The sequence below is a fragment of the Erwinia sp. AC075 genome (genome assembly GCF_979253995.1).
In genome coordinates this window covers 210,940-223,891 of record NZ_CEEDEU010000001.1, presented here as the reverse complement: position 1 = coordinate 223,891, position 12,952 = coordinate 210,940, and the positions used below count along the sequence as shown (strand labels likewise).

Annotated in this window: 30 protein-coding genes; 8 read left to right on the top strand and 22 right to left on the bottom strand. The window is 49.1% G+C overall.

All coding sequences use genetic code 11. From position 1 onward, the window contains the following. The first annotated feature begins 17 nt into the window (after positions 1-17). Positions 18-236 (top strand): hypothetical protein, encoded by a 219-nt coding sequence (locus AC0IXH_RS01125; protein WP_471719800.1) that lies wholly within the window; start codon positions 18-20, stop codon positions 234-236. A gap of 193 nt (positions 237-429) precedes the next feature. Here AC0IXH_RS01125 and AC0IXH_RS01120 read toward each other — a convergent pair whose 3' ends face one another. The 22 genes from AC0IXH_RS01120 to AC0IXH_RS01015 all read right to left on the bottom strand — a co-directional run bounded on the left by AC0IXH_RS01120 (position 430) and on the right by AC0IXH_RS01015 (position 9,614). Next, positions 430-639 (bottom strand): hypothetical protein, encoded by a 210-nt coding sequence (locus AC0IXH_RS01120; RefSeq protein WP_471719799.1) that lies wholly within the window; start codon positions 637-639, stop codon positions 430-432. 168 nt (positions 640-807) lie between these two features. Beyond that, the gene (locus AC0IXH_RS01115) at positions 808-1,089 is read right to left on the bottom strand and encodes an Acb2/Tad1 domain-containing protein (protein WP_471719798.1); all 282 of its coding nucleotides are present in this window, start codon (positions 1,087-1,089) and stop codon (positions 808-810) included. Positions 1,090-1,091: 2 nt separating this feature from the next. Further along, positions 1,092-1,292: an Rz1-like lysis system protein LysC gene (gene lysC, locus AC0IXH_RS01110; RefSeq protein ID WP_471719797.1), complete on the bottom strand. Its 201-nt coding sequence runs from the start codon at positions 1,290-1,292 to the stop codon at positions 1,092-1,094. Beyond that, a complete protein-coding gene (locus tag AC0IXH_RS01105) occupies positions 1,228-1,680 on the bottom strand; it encodes an Rz lytic protein (protein WP_471719796.1) in 453 nt (150 codons plus the stop codon). Before AC0IXH_RS01105 ends, lysC begins: the two co-directional genes overlap by 65 nt. Beyond that, positions 1,677-2,114: a lysozyme gene (locus AC0IXH_RS01100; RefSeq protein ID WP_471719795.1), complete on the bottom strand. Its 438-nt coding sequence runs from the start codon at positions 2,112-2,114 to the stop codon at positions 1,677-1,679. Before AC0IXH_RS01100 ends, AC0IXH_RS01105 begins: the two co-directional genes overlap by 4 nt. Continuing rightward, a complete protein-coding gene (locus tag AC0IXH_RS01095) occupies positions 2,098-2,451 on the bottom strand; it encodes a phage holin, lambda family (protein ID WP_013203207.1) in 354 nt (117 codons plus the stop codon). Before AC0IXH_RS01095 ends, AC0IXH_RS01100 begins: the two co-directional genes overlap by 17 nt. A 275-nt stretch (positions 2,452-2,726) precedes the next feature. Next, a complete protein-coding gene (locus AC0IXH_RS01090) occupies positions 2,727-3,134 on the bottom strand; it encodes a type II toxin-antitoxin system HicB family antitoxin (protein ID WP_471719794.1) in 408 nt (135 codons plus the stop codon). Positions 3,135-3,182: 48 nt separating this feature from the next. Next, positions 3,183-3,359: a type II toxin-antitoxin system HicA family toxin gene (locus AC0IXH_RS01085; RefSeq protein WP_338570464.1), complete on the bottom strand. Its 177-nt coding sequence runs from the start codon at positions 3,357-3,359 to the stop codon at positions 3,183-3,185. Positions 3,360-3,575: 216 nt separating this feature from the next. After that, positions 3,576-4,064 (bottom strand): antiterminator Q family protein, encoded by a 489-nt coding sequence (locus tag AC0IXH_RS01080; protein ID WP_471719793.1) that lies wholly within the window; start codon positions 4,062-4,064, stop codon positions 3,576-3,578. Further along, complete coding sequence (locus AC0IXH_RS01075) at positions 4,045-4,179, bottom strand: YlcG family protein (RefSeq protein ID WP_471719792.1); 135 nt, start codon at positions 4,177-4,179, stop codon at positions 4,045-4,047. Before AC0IXH_RS01075 ends, AC0IXH_RS01080 begins: the two co-directional genes overlap by 20 nt. After that, on the bottom strand, positions 4,176-4,334 hold the full coding sequence (locus AC0IXH_RS01070; RefSeq protein WP_471721105.1) for a Lar family restriction alleviation protein: 159 nt from the start codon (positions 4,332-4,334) through the stop codon (positions 4,176-4,178). Before AC0IXH_RS01070 ends, AC0IXH_RS01075 begins: the two co-directional genes overlap by 4 nt. Positions 4,335-4,369: 35 nt before the next feature. Continuing rightward, positions 4,370-4,948, bottom strand: coding sequence for a recombination protein NinG (locus AC0IXH_RS01065; protein WP_471719791.1), 579 nt, complete (start codon positions 4,946-4,948; stop codon positions 4,370-4,372). Further along, entirely contained in the window at positions 4,914-5,078 is a 165-nt protein-coding gene (locus tag AC0IXH_RS01060; protein ID WP_471719790.1) for a protein NinF, read from the bottom strand. Before AC0IXH_RS01060 ends, AC0IXH_RS01065 begins: the two co-directional genes overlap by 35 nt. Then, positions 5,075-5,281, bottom strand: coding sequence for a hypothetical protein (locus AC0IXH_RS01055; RefSeq protein ID WP_471719789.1), 207 nt, complete (start codon positions 5,279-5,281; stop codon positions 5,075-5,077). The genes AC0IXH_RS01060 and AC0IXH_RS01055 overlap by 4 nt, the downstream gene beginning before the upstream one ends. Beyond that, on the bottom strand, positions 5,274-5,480 hold the full coding sequence (locus AC0IXH_RS01050) for a protein ninH (RefSeq protein ID WP_013203211.1): 207 nt from the start codon (positions 5,478-5,480) through the stop codon (positions 5,274-5,276). The genes AC0IXH_RS01055 and AC0IXH_RS01050 overlap by 8 nt, the downstream gene beginning before the upstream one ends. A gap of 364 nt (positions 5,481-5,844) precedes the next feature. After that, positions 5,845-6,279: a recombination protein NinB gene (locus AC0IXH_RS01045; protein WP_338570479.1), complete on the bottom strand. Its 435-nt coding sequence runs from the start codon at positions 6,277-6,279 to the stop codon at positions 5,845-5,847. Positions 6,280-6,282: 3 nt separating this feature from the next. After that, positions 6,283-6,462 (bottom strand): hypothetical protein, encoded by a 180-nt coding sequence (locus AC0IXH_RS01040; RefSeq protein WP_471719788.1) that lies wholly within the window; start codon positions 6,460-6,462, stop codon positions 6,283-6,285. A 182-nt stretch (positions 6,463-6,644) separates the two neighbouring features. Further along, the gene (locus AC0IXH_RS01035) at positions 6,645-7,373 is read right to left on the bottom strand and encodes an ATP-binding protein (protein WP_471719787.1); all 729 of its coding nucleotides are present in this window, start codon (positions 7,371-7,373) and stop codon (positions 6,645-6,647) included. Continuing rightward, the gene (locus AC0IXH_RS01030) at positions 7,370-8,173 is read right to left on the bottom strand and encodes a replication protein (RefSeq protein ID WP_471719786.1); all 804 of its coding nucleotides are present in this window, start codon (positions 8,171-8,173) and stop codon (positions 7,370-7,372) included. Before AC0IXH_RS01030 ends, AC0IXH_RS01035 begins: the two co-directional genes overlap by 4 nt. Continuing rightward, positions 8,170-9,003, bottom strand: coding sequence for a ParB/RepB/Spo0J family partition protein (locus AC0IXH_RS01025; RefSeq protein ID WP_471719785.1), 834 nt, complete (start codon positions 9,001-9,003; stop codon positions 8,170-8,172). Before AC0IXH_RS01025 ends, AC0IXH_RS01030 begins: the two co-directional genes overlap by 4 nt. A 34-nt stretch (positions 9,004-9,037) precedes the next feature. Beyond that, positions 9,038-9,307: a CII family transcriptional regulator gene (locus tag AC0IXH_RS01020; protein ID WP_471719784.1), complete on the bottom strand. Its 270-nt coding sequence runs from the start codon at positions 9,305-9,307 to the stop codon at positions 9,038-9,040. 118 nt (positions 9,308-9,425) lie between these two features. Then, positions 9,426-9,614: a Cro/CI family transcriptional regulator gene (locus tag AC0IXH_RS01015; RefSeq protein ID WP_471719783.1), complete on the bottom strand. Its 189-nt coding sequence runs from the start codon at positions 9,612-9,614 to the stop codon at positions 9,426-9,428. A 106-nt stretch (positions 9,615-9,720) separates the two neighbouring features. Between AC0IXH_RS01015 and AC0IXH_RS01010 the strand changes: the two genes are divergently transcribed. From AC0IXH_RS01010 to AC0IXH_RS00980, 7 genes are all read left to right on the top strand, one after another. Further along, positions 9,721-10,431 (top strand): LexA family protein, encoded by a 711-nt coding sequence (locus AC0IXH_RS01010; RefSeq protein ID WP_471719782.1) that lies wholly within the window; start codon positions 9,721-9,723, stop codon positions 10,429-10,431. 48 nt (positions 10,432-10,479) lie between these two features. After that, the gene (locus AC0IXH_RS01005; RefSeq protein ID WP_471719781.1) at positions 10,480-10,620 is read left to right on the top strand and encodes a hypothetical protein; all 141 of its coding nucleotides are present in this window, start codon (positions 10,480-10,482) and stop codon (positions 10,618-10,620) included. Between the two features lie 286 nt (positions 10,621-10,906). After that, the gene (locus AC0IXH_RS01000) at positions 10,907-11,296 is read left to right on the top strand and encodes a hypothetical protein (protein WP_471719780.1); all 390 of its coding nucleotides are present in this window, start codon (positions 10,907-10,909) and stop codon (positions 11,294-11,296) included. A gap of 17 nt (positions 11,297-11,313) precedes the next feature. Next, entirely contained in the window at positions 11,314-11,442 is a 129-nt protein-coding gene (locus AC0IXH_RS00995) for a hypothetical protein (protein WP_471719779.1), read from the top strand. Positions 11,443-12,184: 742 nt separating this feature from the next. Next, positions 12,185-12,403, top strand: coding sequence for a hypothetical protein (locus tag AC0IXH_RS00990; RefSeq protein WP_471719778.1), 219 nt, complete (start codon positions 12,185-12,187; stop codon positions 12,401-12,403). A 42-nt stretch (positions 12,404-12,445) separates the two neighbouring features. Then, entirely contained in the window at positions 12,446-12,610 is a 165-nt protein-coding gene (locus tag AC0IXH_RS00985; protein WP_455865426.1) for a hypothetical protein, read from the top strand. After that, positions 12,597-12,920: a hypothetical protein gene (locus AC0IXH_RS00980; protein WP_471719777.1), complete on the top strand. Its 324-nt coding sequence runs from the start codon at positions 12,597-12,599 to the stop codon at positions 12,918-12,920. The genes AC0IXH_RS00985 and AC0IXH_RS00980 overlap by 14 nt, the downstream gene beginning before the upstream one ends. The last annotated feature ends 32 nt before the right edge of the window (positions 12,921-12,952 follow it).

Here is a 12,952-nt window from a genome sequence, read left to right as displayed (position 1 = left end):
AACCTTAAGGAATCTATATGAGTGACGAATATAAAAAGAGAATTGGTATTCCAGATAATCATACCCTTGAACTGGTTTCCTCAAACTGGAAAGGCGCAAGGAAGGGCCAAGATACTGATGAATACCTCTATAGAGAGTTGGACGCCGAGGGGAATGTTGTAGCTACCTATGAAATTAAAGATTCGACGTCAACTTACCCACCATTTGGACGGTCAATCAGCTACAACAAGGTTTAGTAGTTACTGAAAGTTGATAATAAGCATGGCATTTACATCCCTATAGTAAAAATACCTATCAATATTTATGCCATGCTTTATTCACCCATTTTCCTAGCTATCACGGTGAGCCGGTTCTATGGCTTACCAATATGGTGTTGCCATGTTTACTACAATAAAAACCGCCCGGAGGCGGCTTTCTTTAATTATTCAGCTATAGGCCACCAACAAACTCGTCAGTGCCTTTTTCGTGCGACCCATAACTCACTTGATAGCCCTTACCCAGAAGCTCAAGCATCTTTTTTGCTTCATCTTCGGTTTTATAGATTCCAGCCAAGTGCCAGGGATCCATAGAAAAACAAGCCCAACATAAAATCCTTCCGGCATTGTCGGGGTCTTTTTTGAACCCATCGTAATCAAACATAAAGCCTCCTTTTCATAAATGGAGGCCATACATTATCGTTAAGAACATTCTTAGTGAAGAAGAATTAATCAGACAGTTTTGCACCGCTTCACAGAGTGGATAACAGTTATCCTTTGTCGAAGAGATTCATCATCAGGCGCACTCTTAAATGCGCCTTGTGATGGCCACTCAGCAATCAGCATCAGGGCGAGATACTGATCGGCAGGCCCACATGCAGGCTTCCTGCATTTTGGCACGAGCGATAGACAGGCAGCGACCTGCTTCATGCGCTTCGGCTGAGTGATTACCTGTCATGGACAGTTCGTCCTGCACCCAAGCCTTCTGCCTCTCCAATAACTGACAGAACTCACGGCTGACCTTCTTCAGCTCGTTCATATCTTCAATTTCTTTCGGTCCCAGCGTACGGTACCCCTTAACAGTGCTGCCGTCCTGCGGCTTTGCTTCACTCATGGTTATTCGCCTTGGCGGGATAATTCGATTTTTCGGATGCCAGCCCGGTCAATGTTGCACTGACCAAGCAGGCCAAACAGCTCAGCATTCAGCGACACGCTGTCACCAAACGTCAAGTTTTCGGGTACCGGCGGAACATTAATCTGGCTTGTCAGGTCGGCCGGCAGGCTTAACTGAGGCTGCTTTATTGTCCTGTACTCCACTTGCGGCTTTTGCTGCGTCCCGCAACCTGTCAACAGCGTCAGCGGGAACAGGAGCAACAGCGCACTTGTCATCCGCGAGGTAACGTTTGATTTCACTCTGGAGCTTCCTGTTTTGCTGTGCTGTAACTGCTCGCTGCTCGGTTACCTGAGACATGACGGCATTCTGTTGTTTCACTGCTGTGACCAGGTCTTTCACGCTGGTTGCCAGGTCATCATTTTTGGAACGAAGATCGTTAATCTGATCATCTTTGCTATTGGTCAGCTTCTCCAGTCTCTCGTTGGTTGCGGTTAGCTGAGAGTTACGGGCATTAAGCCCCCACAGCGCCACGCAGATGAGTCCAATAACGATGATGTGGGAGTAATTTCTGAGTCCGGCGATGATGTTCATGTTTTGAATAGCTCCCTTTCTCTCTTGCGGCGTGGCAATAGCAGGTCAGGGATGTTTCCTGCTCGTTTCCACTGCAGCAACTGATCGGCAGCACCGGCGTAATCGCAGGCATTCAGCTTCTTCAGTAGGGTGGAATTCTCAAAGGCGGACTTGCCCACGTTAAAGACGAAACTGCAGAGCGCGTCATACTGGTTTTGGGTGAGTGGCACTTTCACCGATTTACCAATGGATGATTCCACCCAGGCAATGTCACTCAGCAGTAATGCCGTCGATTGATTCTGAGTGATCGTCATGCCGCGAGTTATTGGCTTCCCACATACCGCGCCTGTGTGGCCGACACCTATAGTCAGGACGCCTACTGAGTCAGCATAAGCAGTTAGCTTCTCGCCCTCTTCACGCTTGATAAACGCAACGCCGTTATTGCTGAGCTTCATCAGTGCCTCCAAACTTTTTATCTGTTAGCTTTCTGAAGCGGAAGGAGATGTAGTCGATTCCGATAAAGCCTATGAGGATCGCTGCAACCCAGGCGAAGTCGTCTCCTATATTCCATCCGAAGATTGAGATAACGACCTGAAGGGTTGGCTTGACGAAGAAGGCAAAGATGCTGCACATAGCGGCGTCCATTAAGCGGCGTGGCCACGTGTCTTTGCCGAAGTATGAAGCCCGCAGCAGAGCCATAGCTCCAGCTAAGGCTGCATATCCTGATTCATTTCTGTGGGCATAAAGCCAGGCTATCAGGCTCGCCCAGTAGCCCGGATCTTTATCTGGCATTCTTTTCAATTTCCACCCCCGATTAAGGGGACTTGTCCAATTTAGGAATTGGTTACATTGTGAACTGAACAAGTCCGGGTAAACTCTTTCTTGTCGAGAGAAAAAGCACCGCCTTGCCGTTGGGGTAGTCAACCGAAAGAATCCGCCACTGAGCGGATTTTTTGCATTACAAAAGCGCCGTCCCGACTTCACACAGGAGGGATTCATTTTTGATTCGGGAGGCGCTAAAACGAAAAAAGGCCACCCGAGGGCAGCCTTTGAATAATGTTGGTGGTTTATTCTACGGTCAGTTCCAACCGTTTACCCAGCGCAGATAGCGCTTTCTGAATAGTGTCGATTTTCGTTGAGTGATGCAGATTAAAAAGCCGCGTTACTTCCTGCTTTTTTACCCCCATGCGCGAAGCCAGCTCAACCTGGGTTAAGCCGGAATCAATGAACACATTGAGCATCATCACCTTCGCCGCCACGCTGGCGGGCACATCAACGTAATCGCCGGTTATATCACCGGGAAGCGGAACGGGCCGGTTATCTTCAAAGTAAAAATCGAATGAAGTAACCAGCGCATCCAGCCCCATCTCTAACGCTTCTTCTCGCGTGTCGCCCTGAGTAAGCGCTTCGGGGATATCGGGGAATGACACAAAGTATCCCCCTTCGCACGATTCCAGATTTATAGGGTATCGCATATCGTCTTAGTGAATCTCCGCGAGTACCAGCCCCGAAGGGCTGGTTTGTTATTTCAGGCCTAACTGCTTGAGTATGGCCTTTCGCAGTGGTTCTTTTAACTCAGCTCCGGGATGCCTGGGCATTACACTCACTTTCCCGTTTAGTCTCAGCTTCAAGTGGTTTGTGCCGTTTGAAACTTCAACTCCCTGAGATTCAAGCCACCGCCTGAACTCGCTTTGCTTCACTACTCCTCCTGTCTGTTGAACATGGAATCATAGTAAACATTTATGATTACCTAGTCAACATTTTTGATTACTTTATGCAGGAGTGAGCCGATTAAACTCGTTATTCGGCTCATTTGGCCAAATTTCAGACATAAAAAAACCGCAGCGACCATAGAAGTCACTAACGGCAATCTATACGCATATATTGGCTCATTGGCTCAAGCGAGTCAATACCCTCTATGCGACCTTTCTGATTTTATCTACACGTTTGCGAGTGTTAAATGCAATTAGAAGCAGATCGTGAATTAAGAAGAGAGATGCATTCAAAATATCATCCACCTCTCGCCTGCAGGTAATCATCGATGGGCGCCGCAATTGCTCGCCACCTCTGCCTGACATTTTGCGTGGACTTGCGACCTTGTGGTAGTAGGATGCAATGGCTCGCTTGGAAGAACCGTGAGCGTAATAACTTAGCAGGATGCCAAAGGCTTTTTTATCGATGCGCATGACGGAATCTACGACCTGAGAAATCAACATTCCGTCATCGTCATTACACATTGGCCGGGTCATTCCCGGTTGTGGCTCTACACTGGCCATCCATTGAGCGATCATGCTGCTCTGCCGCTTCTCCAGTCGCCCGGAATAAATCCACGCACCCCAAAGTTCCAGCCAGTTATTCAGCCAGTCATGCTGCTCTTTGTTTAGATTAAGCTCGCGTACGCTCATTTCTGGCTCCCATTAGCTTTGCTGTGTTGCGGAGGATGCGGTAGTCAATCGGGAAGGTGTTTCGGGTTCGGTAGAGCCGAAGCATCCGCCATTTTTCTTTAAGGTATTCGGTCATGGTGCCCTCCTGTTCCATGCTTTTATGGCATCTCGCTTAATACTGAAGGTGTCAGTTATTGGTCTGAGCAAGCATCCTTTGGTATTGCACCCGGCATAAACCCCATCACCATCGGAAGACAGTTCCGCCTTTCCTCCGCAAAAAGGGCAATCCATTAACTCCGCCCAACTTGGTAATTTGAGGTCGATAATCATGCCGCCTCCTTTTGCTTAATAATTTCCCTCAGCAAAGCCCTGTATTTCGCACGTAGCGAGTCCAGTTCTTCACGGGTGTATCGGTGAGGGTTGTTGTCAGATTCAAGCGCTATGACGCGCTGAAGGCCGATTTTCGATATGAGGTTGATGCGGTACGGACTGATAGCGCCAGAGTGATGCACGTTGCATGCTGAGCACTGGCTGTGACAGTTGTCTTCGTTGAACCTGAGCTGAGATGCCGCCGCTGTCGTTCTGAAATGCCCGGCGTGATAGCTGACAGCCGTTGTGCTTCCGCAACTGATACAGACTTCCCCGTCCCGCGCCCTGATGTAGTCGTTGAACGCCCGCTGGGTCATGTTCATCCAGTGGCTTAACGGCTTAACATCGGCTTTGCGCTTATTCCATGCAGCACGCTCAGCTTTCTCCTGTCGCTTTTGTTTGCGATCGGATAGCTGGTTAGCGAGTTGTATTGCACATTTGGGAGAGCAGACGGTCTGAAGGCTGTTGCGGGGTGTGAACTTGGTGGGGCAGCATTTGCATTTACGGGGTTTCGGCGGCTTGATGACTGTTGCCATCTTCATCCTCCATTCTGAAATTTGGGTCGGTCATTTCGTAGAACGCGCAGCAATCGCTGCAAACCCATGCTTCGTCGTCACTCAGGGCCATACCGCAATCAGCGCATGCCTTTTCCACGGGCTGAGTCATACACGGCTCCATATCGGCTGTTCCCAGCGCTTGCTCGGGATCGGATCGTATTTGGTTTCAGGCAGCAATGCCGAAACCGTCCACGACTTGTAATCGGCGGCGAGGTGCTTTTCGGTTTTGATGTTGCGGGCGGTGTAGCTGAGGATTAACTGGTTGGCTTCTTCGGTGGTGCAGTCTGGGTGGTGGAACCATGATTTAGCCATGACCATTCCTCTTGTGCTGCCCTAACTGTCCGCGATAGACCATCAGCACGCCATTAACTATCGCGTGCTGAGTAGCCTTAAAGTCACGGGCATACTTCCTGATGGTTGCTCGGTTAGAGTTAATCTTCCTTGCAGCCTCAGTTTGATTGCCGCGTGTGAGGGTGAGTAATTCAGGTATCGTGGTGAGTTGTGCGTTCATACCCTGACACCGCGCAGTGGTCGATCTATTAACCGATAAATGCTGCTGTATTCCCGGCACATATCGAATATCGCGTTTTCACGCTTTGGCTTGCCTGGCACACGCCCCATTGGCTTAGCCAGGTGAGAATGATTGGCCGTCTGACGCACTGAGGCTTCTGTCGCTTTGTAAGCGGGATTAAGCTTCGCGAAGGTGTGAATGTGATATCCCTCGATTAGCACTTCCCCCCTTGAGGCCATCTTAGATAGCGCTGAGCAGGAGCTGCATCGCTTATAGCCCAGTGATTCAATGTGGTCGTGGACAATGGTGGTTGAGACGTGGCCAGTGCGGCCGGTGAGGAATTCTTTGATTCGTTCGCGTGCTGTCATGCTGCTCTCCCGTAACGCCGGGCCCATTGCAAGGCTTCAGATGCTTCATCGCCGAAGCGGACGCCCTGCTCTGCACCAAAGGCGCTGATTAGTTCGATTAAGTCCCGCATTTCACCTACGGTCATGCGACTGGTTGACTGCCCTAACACCACAAATCCGCCATCAATCCCCGGCACGACATCCTGCTTTTTCAGCGCCGCGGTAAACACCCATTTCCATTCTTCACTGGTCAGTTTGCGTCCATGCCAGTCAACCTGATCGGAGACGTCAGAAAGCGTCGCCCAAAGCTTGGCGTTCTGGTCGAGGCTGCGGGTTTTCTCTTGGATGGTTACTACGAGGGGTGAAGCGGGATTGGCTGGTAGGGTCTTGATGAATTCAATGCAGTTTCGTCGTCGTTCTGAATCAATCAGAAAGTAACTTTGCTTGTTCAAACTCTACCTCCTTTTTACCTGCTCCCTGTGCAAAGCGAGTTCATGCTCTGCTTTCATCAGTATTTCGCTGATTAGCACCGGGCTGTGATTTTGGGCGACCATCACTTTTAGCAGCAACAGTGCATTGCTGACTTCGGATAGATGGTCTTGGCGGGGTTTTAATGGGATTACATCAGCTGTCACAAATTGCTCCTGTGTTTCAGTAGGGTATTGGTTATTTCACAAGCCGCAATACAGCCGCTCTTGTTATCGGTGTGATAATTATTTCATAGCCTTGCATGGGTCAATTGCTGCAGAAAACAATGCAAATACAGCTATTACGAGTGATGGCTTGTAAGTGATATCAAAACCTCCAATGACAAAAATTATGATTTCACCTGGCTACGGTAACTGGACCAGTCGAAGTTGATCCACATGCCTCCGTCCATTTTCATCCGGTCCATGATCCGCTCGGTCAGCACTTCGGTCATGCCCTTCTCGTCCAGATTGGTCAGCATGCCGACAGCCTTACGGTTGCTCAGACGGTTATCCACGATCTGGAAAAGCACCACTTCCTCGTTTTTGTTGCCGCGCTGCACGCCGATGTCATCGAGCACAAGTAAATCAACATTGCAGAGGTCTTTCATCAAGTCTGACTCAGTCAATCTGGCGCCATCCTGGTACGTTTCACGAAAGCGCATCATCAGGTCAGGAACGGTAACAACGAGCACCGATTGGCCTTTTGAAAGCAGTTGATTACCGATCGCGGCCGCCAGGTGATTCTTTCCAGTGCCGCAACCGCCGCTGAAGATGAATCCACCAAAGCCATTGCCGAACTGGAAGGCGTATTGCTTTGCCATTCCAAGTGCGTGCTGTTGGCCTGGTAGCTCAGCGTTGTAGTTCTGGAAGGTGCAGGACTGGTGCAGCCCCTGAATACCTGAGCGCCCGAGCACGGCCTGTAGCCGGGTAAGTCGGTTTCGTTCAGCAACACGCTGAGATGAGATCCGGCCCTGCTCTTCCTGCCATGCTTTCCACTCCTCGCCAGTGGTGAACTTCGGTTGCACGCCGGGAGGCATTGAAGCCTGCAGGCGTTTCAGTAGGTTATGTGCGCTCATCCTGTGAAGCCCTCCGGAATGTGATTCATTGGCTTAGATGGCTGTGCAATGCCCTGTTGCCGGGTTTGCTTGCCCTTTGGTGGATAAAGGCCTTGATAGCTATTGGCGATACAGTGGTTGATTACATCCACCGGGTCATGGCCTTCAGAGCGGTAATCATTGAGCGCATTGAAAGCCTTGGTCACTGTCAGTTGAGAGTTGATAGATTTCCGGGATTCTTTCCGGTACTGAACCCATTCCTGCCAGGCGTCTTTGTTCAGCCATTCAGGAATTTTAACAGCCATCGGATCGAATGATTTAGTTTTCCCCTTGGGGGGATTAAGGGGGGTTTTATTAGTGTTCTTGTTCTTGTATTGGGTGGTTACCGTTTCCGGGGATGTTTTACCTGATTCCGGGAACCTTATTCCCGTTTTCGGGGATTTTGTTCCCGTTTCCGGTCTCTCTAAAATCCATGCTGAAATCTCTGTATTCACGCCAACCAACTTCATCATTCCTTGCTTGCGGCTGAAAATTATCTTGCGTTCCGCCAGAGACTTGATGGCATCACAAACATGCTTATCACTGAGGCCTGTCATTTCAGCGATTACCGTGTTCGTTACCCTGTCCTGTTTTTTATTCCATCCGTAGGTAAGCCATATCACCGCTTCAAAGCACTGCCACTCCCTGCCCGACATTCTCAGGCGAGGCTTAAGCTGCTGTATCTCGTTGGCTACTTTGGTATACCCGTTGGACAGGTCGGCCATATGACCTCCCGTTTGCTCGGTTTGTTTTGGGAACTGGATTACTTTGGCGAGGCTCATACTGCTTCCTCACCCTGTTTTCCGCCGACACCTGAACGGTATTCAGCGAGAATGCGTTTAATCTCTTCAACGGTGCCTTGAGAGAGGGTCAGTTGGTGAAAACCACCATCAACACCGAACTCAGCATCAACCAGCAATTCAGCCAGTCGACGTGCCTTGTGAGCGCTGAACTGAGGCATTGCCGCTGATTTGGTAAGCTTGGTCTTGCCAGATGCTTTGGCCTTGCCCAGTTGAATCTCAGCGACTGCGGCGGCGTGTGTGCCGTGCTGGCGGGAAAGAGCAACCGCAGTCGTGGGCGCCACCTCACCTGCCCTGACCATTTCAATCAGACTTTCGCCGCACTCCAGCAGCTGAAGATGGTGATCAACATCAGCAACGCTGCGTTTTACCTTCTTCGCTATCTCAGAGTCTTCCCATCCCTGATTGCTCAGGCGCAGATAAGCGGCTGCACGCTCAAGAGGAGCCAAAGCCTTACCCTGAGAACTTGTGACCATGAAGGCAATGCGATCGGCTTCAGTGCCAACAAAGTCTTTGCACTCCAGACGTGGAATCTCGGTACCGGATTCGGTAGCCAACTTTGCGCCGTAAAAGCGGTGATGGCCGTCGATTACCTTGACGCCCTGATCGGTGACCTGAACCGCCAGCGGCGGAACAAACTCACCGGCCATGAATGCATCCCGGAATTCTTCAACATGCGCCTGGTCGATATCACGGACGTTATATCCCGGCTCGACATAGATTTCTGACAGCGGAACAAGGAAGGTCTTTCGTGTCGTGGTTTCAGTGCCGTTCTGGTCTTTGTATTTGTACAACTGTGAAAGTGATGACATAATTACTCCTGTGAATTGATCCAGTCTTTTCGCATCAGGCCTCAAGCGTTCCAGCGTTTGGGGCTTTTTCTTTTCCCATCACAGCTTCGACTGCCTGCCTGGCAACCTCAGCGATCAGGCTTGTCTCCCACACCTTTTCCAGCAGCACGAAAACAGTCGCCATGTCGCGAAGATTCAAGCGGCTTACTTTTGATTCGTGCCACCCTGCCTCACTCGCTAATGCGCGTTGGCCTTTATGGGTTAGCCGGGAGCGGAGTTCTGTTTCTACCTGGTTGATTAACTTGCTGTTGTTTGCGTGTTCCATATCCGATACTTCTCCGTGTTGATTATGTTTTTGCGTGAGTTTGCCGTGAGCAAGTCACTTGAGTTTTGCTCCGACATTTCGGTGGGAGCGGCTTCAGAGTTTTAAAGAGCGGTGGTGATTATTTCTTAGTGCTCGGGAAAGGTTTCAGCTCTTCACCCTTAACAACACCATCTTTGCCGACAGTCACAAATATGTTGCGGCCTGTGCGAATGGCCTTACTGATCGCACATTGGATAACGCCGAAATCCTTAGCAGCCTTGGCTTGGCCGTGAATCTTTGCGTAATCCTCTAAAGTCATTCGATTCATAAAATCACTCCTTGGGATTCACAGCCAAAAGAATACTACAAGTATTTATATAAGTAAATATCCAAGGTATTTCATTTTTGATTACTGTTGGTATTAGAATGTGATCATGGAAAACAAAAAAAATCTGACTGCAACCCAGCTTGAAGACGCTAAGCGCCTGAAAGCTTTGTATGAGTCAAAGAAAAAGCAATTAGGGGTAACCCAGTACACGATCGCTGATGAGATGGGGATTTCTCAAGGTGCTGTGGGTCATTACTTAAACGGAAGGATTGGATTGAACGTGCCAACGGTGACGGCGTTCGCCAGAATTTTGAATGCCCAAGTATCCGAGATAAGCCCTACTCTCGCTGCTGAAGTAGGCCGCTATGCTGCCACGGTTGATGCAAATGTATCCGGGTACCGGCCTTATAGCCCTGGCAAAAAATACCCAGTACTGAGCAAGGTTCAGGCGGGAGCCTGGGCGGAGGCATGTGAAGCCTACACCCTGAAGGATATAGACCTGTGGCTCGAGTCTGACGCTCATATTCAGGGCGATGCTTTCTGGCTTGAGGTTGAGGGCGATTCAATGACGGCTCCTGCAGGGCTGAGTATTCCTGAAGGAACGTTCGTTCTCTTCGATACCGGTCGTGATGCGATCAATAACAGCCTAGTAATCGCAAAGCTGTCCGATTCGAACGAGGCTACTTTTAAGCGCCTGATTATCGATGGCAGCCAGAAGTATTTGAAGGGACTGAATCCTGCCTGGCCGATGACACCAGTCAACGGTAATTGCAGGATCATAGGTGTGGGTGTAGAGACTAAGCTGCGACTGGTTTAGTCCAGTGGTCGGAAGAGATGTTCAGGTGAAGTTATGCAAGGAGAGGTTATGAGCATCAGCAGAGTTTTACTCGTTTTGGCATTTGCAGCATGTATTGCCCTACTACTAAAAGCAGCAACGCCCCACTTTACTGGCTACCTCGATAGCAAGATTGATAGTCAGATTACCAAATGGGCTGATGGCAAGTAGGCCGGTAGAGGCGTTCGAGTGAGATAGATCAGGACAATTTCTGAAATTTATAAACCGATCTATCACTGCAACCACAAAAGACTATACTAATCCCAACCAGGAACAAAATTCATACTAAAGTTTCTTTAAAGTTTGCCGATTTTATGGGTATATAGTGGACTGATGCACTGGTACTTCTGGCATGGATGGTCAACCACCCTTTTACCAATTAGTGCCGTTTTGTTCATTAAGCAGACAGCACAGATTGTAAATCGTGTTGATCGATCCCATATAAGGAGTATGATTAGTGACCCAAAAGAATGATAACTTTGCCGTACCTGAAGACGACAAAGAGCCAGCTGATTTATTGCATAAGCGTGCTGTAAACCAATTTAACTCACTTTATTCTGCTATCTTGGGTGAGATAAGCTCAATGTTGAAAAAGGCGCAACTGCTGCCAATACCTGAGCTTCAGCGTAACAATCCAACTTTTTCTCATAGCGTTACGCAACTTAAGTTTTTCCGTCAGCTTTCCGGAGTGGCGGTAGAATTGCTTAAAATTGACAAAGAAGAAGATTTAAGCGATTTGGATGATTACATTCGACTCGCAGACGACTTGGCAAAGGCCATTGATTCAGACGATTATGATGCCTTGTGTGGCGCAATTTCTGCTCTCAATGATAAGCCTTATATCTAAACTACTAGGAGCATAAAATGGCTGACAAATACGATTTTGATACAATATTCCAGGTGCTTGGTCAGATGGAAGCTTGCGTGGATCAAGTTCGTAAACTCAACAAACAACTTGATGAAAGCTTAAGCGCGATTCCTCAAGCAGCCTAATCGTTAAGATTAATGACTAACCCGGCCACCGCGCCGGGTTTTTTGTGCGTGCATTTCAGTTGAACCCCACTCAAAACCCCCCATCAGATGCTGTTTTCCTGCAGAATAAAAAATAAATACCCTTAATATTCATAAACATCTTAGATTTATGCCAATAATAAATACCCACAGTATTTACAACAATAAATACCGGTAGTATTCTTAACCCCATCAGCAGGACGCACTAACCGGCAGGAAGCCGATGCTCTTTAACATTGATGGGGTTTGTTCCCGCCGAAATGCGGGGAACCAAAGTGAAGTTGGCTTTGGGGTGTGGTGAAGGGTTCATGGACGGGAATATGTCGCACGTAAAGCGGCGAGGCCTGCGGAACTATGCCGAAGACAAGTAGGCCAGATGCAGGTCGAAATGGGCTTCCCACCGACCACACCACCTAAGCCAATTACCGGAGGTAAGTATGACAATCGTAATGACCTATCTGGCCTCTGATAACGCCAGAAATCGCCGCAGGGCTAAACGTGCAGCTGAGCGCAATACATCAGTGACTGGTTGCACCGACCGGGTTCTGAGGGCAGTAACAGCACCGAACTGGCGCGTTAAGGCTGAGCCTGAGTTTGTGACTCGCGAGGATCCTGAGTACCGGAAGGTGAAAAACCCTCACGGACAGCTAACGAATGCCCGCCAGAAGATGCGCGGATGCAGCATTCCTTTAATTTAACAGCGGCGCTGCCGCAGGAGTGAGAGATGAGAAAGGTTCTGGTGTCAAAAACCAAATGGGAGAATGGCGTAGGGCGCGTAGCTAACGGTGAGCCATATGAGGCATATTTTCATGAATGGGGATGTAACTTTGAAGAATTTGAAAATGGCGCTGGCAACTATTCGGTAGCCATTGTTGAGCTTGCTGATGGCAGCATTGAAAGAATTGCAAATCTCGAATGGATAAAATTTATCGATAACAAATAACAGGCTGCCACCAGGCGGCCTTTTTTATGCCCGGAGCACACCATGATAGTCGACCGCAAAGACGGTAAATGGCGCGTCACACAGATGGCCTGTGGCTGTCATTGGCGTGCTGATTTAACTGAAGGTAAAGGGGTATTTGCAGGCAAGGTAATCAGCCAGCAGATGAACAAAGACCAGTTTGAGAGGTGGAAGGATGAGCGAGTTTAAGGGTACGCCGGGTAATTTCAAAGCTTGCATATCAGAGGCCAGTTGGTACGGCTTCGAGAACAAGTTCTTTGAAGTCGTCGATCAGAACAACATGATTATCGCCTTTGTTAAGGATTGGCATGGTGCGGGTGAAGCACCAAAGAAAGATGCGCTGCTATTGGCAGCAGCTCCTGAGTTGCTTGAGGCTTGCCTTCGAATTCAGGCGCAGTTCCGTCAGGCGGGAATCACATCGGTGGCTGGCTCAGTTAACCCAGCGGAAGACAGCGCAGCTCAGATTGATGCTGCCATTTTGAAAGCCTTAGGCGAGTAACCGGATACATCGCAAAGCGGTTATACGTGACC

What these genes read in the sequence shown, in the direction of transcription:
- AC0IXH_RS01125 (WP_471719800.1), top strand. Translation starts at nt 18, where the DNA reads ATGAGTGACGAATATAAAAAGAGAATTGGTATTCCAGATAATCATACC.
- AC0IXH_RS01120 (WP_471719799.1), bottom strand. Translation starts at nt 639, where the DNA reads ATGTTTGATTACGATGGGTTCAAAAAAGACCCCGACAATGCCGGAAGG.
- AC0IXH_RS01115 (WP_471719798.1), bottom strand. Translation starts at nt 1,089, where the DNA reads ATGAGTGAAGCAAAGCCGCAGGACGGCAGCACTGTTAAGGGGTACCGT.
- AC0IXH_RS01105 (WP_471719796.1), bottom strand. Translation starts at nt 1,680, where the DNA reads ATGAACATCATCGCCGGACTCAGAAATTACTCCCACATCATCGTTATT.
- AC0IXH_RS01100 (WP_471719795.1), bottom strand. Translation starts at nt 2,114, where the DNA reads ATGAAGCTCAGCAATAACGGCGTTGCGTTTATCAAGCGTGAAGAGGGC.
- AC0IXH_RS01095 (WP_013203207.1), bottom strand. Translation starts at nt 2,451, where the DNA reads ATGCCAGATAAAGATCCGGGCTACTGGGCGAGCCTGATAGCCTGGCTT.
- AC0IXH_RS01090 (WP_471719794.1), bottom strand. Translation starts at nt 3,134, where the DNA reads ATGCGATACCCTATAAATCTGGAATCGTGCGAAGGGGGATACTTTGTG.
- AC0IXH_RS01080 (WP_471719793.1), bottom strand. Translation starts at nt 4,064, where the DNA reads ATGAGCGTACGCGAGCTTAATCTAAACAAAGAGCAGCATGACTGGCTG.
- AC0IXH_RS01075 (WP_471719792.1), bottom strand. Translation starts at nt 4,179, where the DNA reads ATGACCGAATACCTTAAAGAAAAATGGCGGATGCTTCGGCTCTACCGA.
- AC0IXH_RS01070 (WP_471721105.1), bottom strand. Translation starts at nt 4,334, where the DNA reads ATGGATTGCCCTTTTTGCGGAGGAAAGGCGGAACTGTCTTCCGATGGT.
- AC0IXH_RS01065 (WP_471719791.1), bottom strand. Translation starts at nt 4,948, where the DNA reads ATGGCAACAGTCATCAAGCCGCCGAAACCCCGTAAATGCAAATGCTGC.
- AC0IXH_RS01060 (WP_471719790.1), bottom strand. Translation starts at nt 5,078, where the DNA reads ATGACTCAGCCCGTGGAAAAGGCATGCGCTGATTGCGGTATGGCCCTG.
- AC0IXH_RS01055 (WP_471719789.1), bottom strand. Translation starts at nt 5,281, where the DNA reads ATGGCTAAATCATGGTTCCACCACCCAGACTGCACCACCGAAGAAGCC.
- AC0IXH_RS01050 (WP_013203211.1), bottom strand. Translation starts at nt 5,480, where the DNA reads ATGAACGCACAACTCACCACGATACCTGAATTACTCACCCTCACACGC.
- AC0IXH_RS01035 (WP_471719787.1), bottom strand. Translation starts at nt 7,373, where the DNA reads ATGAGCGCACATAACCTACTGAAACGCCTGCAGGCTTCAATGCCTCCC.
- AC0IXH_RS01030 (WP_471719786.1), bottom strand. Translation starts at nt 8,173, where the DNA reads ATGAGCCTCGCCAAAGTAATCCAGTTCCCAAAACAAACCGAGCAAACG.
- AC0IXH_RS01025 (WP_471719785.1), bottom strand. Translation starts at nt 9,003, where the DNA reads ATGTCATCACTTTCACAGTTGTACAAATACAAAGACCAGAACGGCACT.
- AC0IXH_RS01020 (WP_471719784.1), bottom strand. Translation starts at nt 9,307, where the DNA reads ATGGAACACGCAAACAACAGCAAGTTAATCAACCAGGTAGAAACAGAA.
- AC0IXH_RS01015 (WP_471719783.1), bottom strand. Translation starts at nt 9,614, where the DNA reads ATGAATCGAATGACTTTAGAGGATTACGCAAAGATTCACGGCCAAGCC.
- AC0IXH_RS01010 (WP_471719782.1), top strand. Translation starts at nt 9,721, where the DNA reads ATGGAAAACAAAAAAAATCTGACTGCAACCCAGCTTGAAGACGCTAAG.
- AC0IXH_RS01005 (WP_471719781.1), top strand. Translation starts at nt 10,480, where the DNA reads ATGAGCATCAGCAGAGTTTTACTCGTTTTGGCATTTGCAGCATGTATT.
- AC0IXH_RS00995 (WP_471719779.1), top strand. Translation starts at nt 11,314, where the DNA reads ATGGCTGACAAATACGATTTTGATACAATATTCCAGGTGCTTGGTCAG.
- AC0IXH_RS00990 (WP_471719778.1), top strand. Translation starts at nt 12,185, where the DNA reads ATGAGAAAGGTTCTGGTGTCAAAAACCAAATGGGAGAATGGCGTAGGG.
- AC0IXH_RS00985 (WP_455865426.1), top strand. Translation starts at nt 12,446, where the DNA reads ATGATAGTCGACCGCAAAGACGGTAAATGGCGCGTCACACAGATGGCC.
- AC0IXH_RS00980 (WP_471719777.1), top strand. Translation starts at nt 12,597, where the DNA reads ATGAGCGAGTTTAAGGGTACGCCGGGTAATTTCAAAGCTTGCATATCA.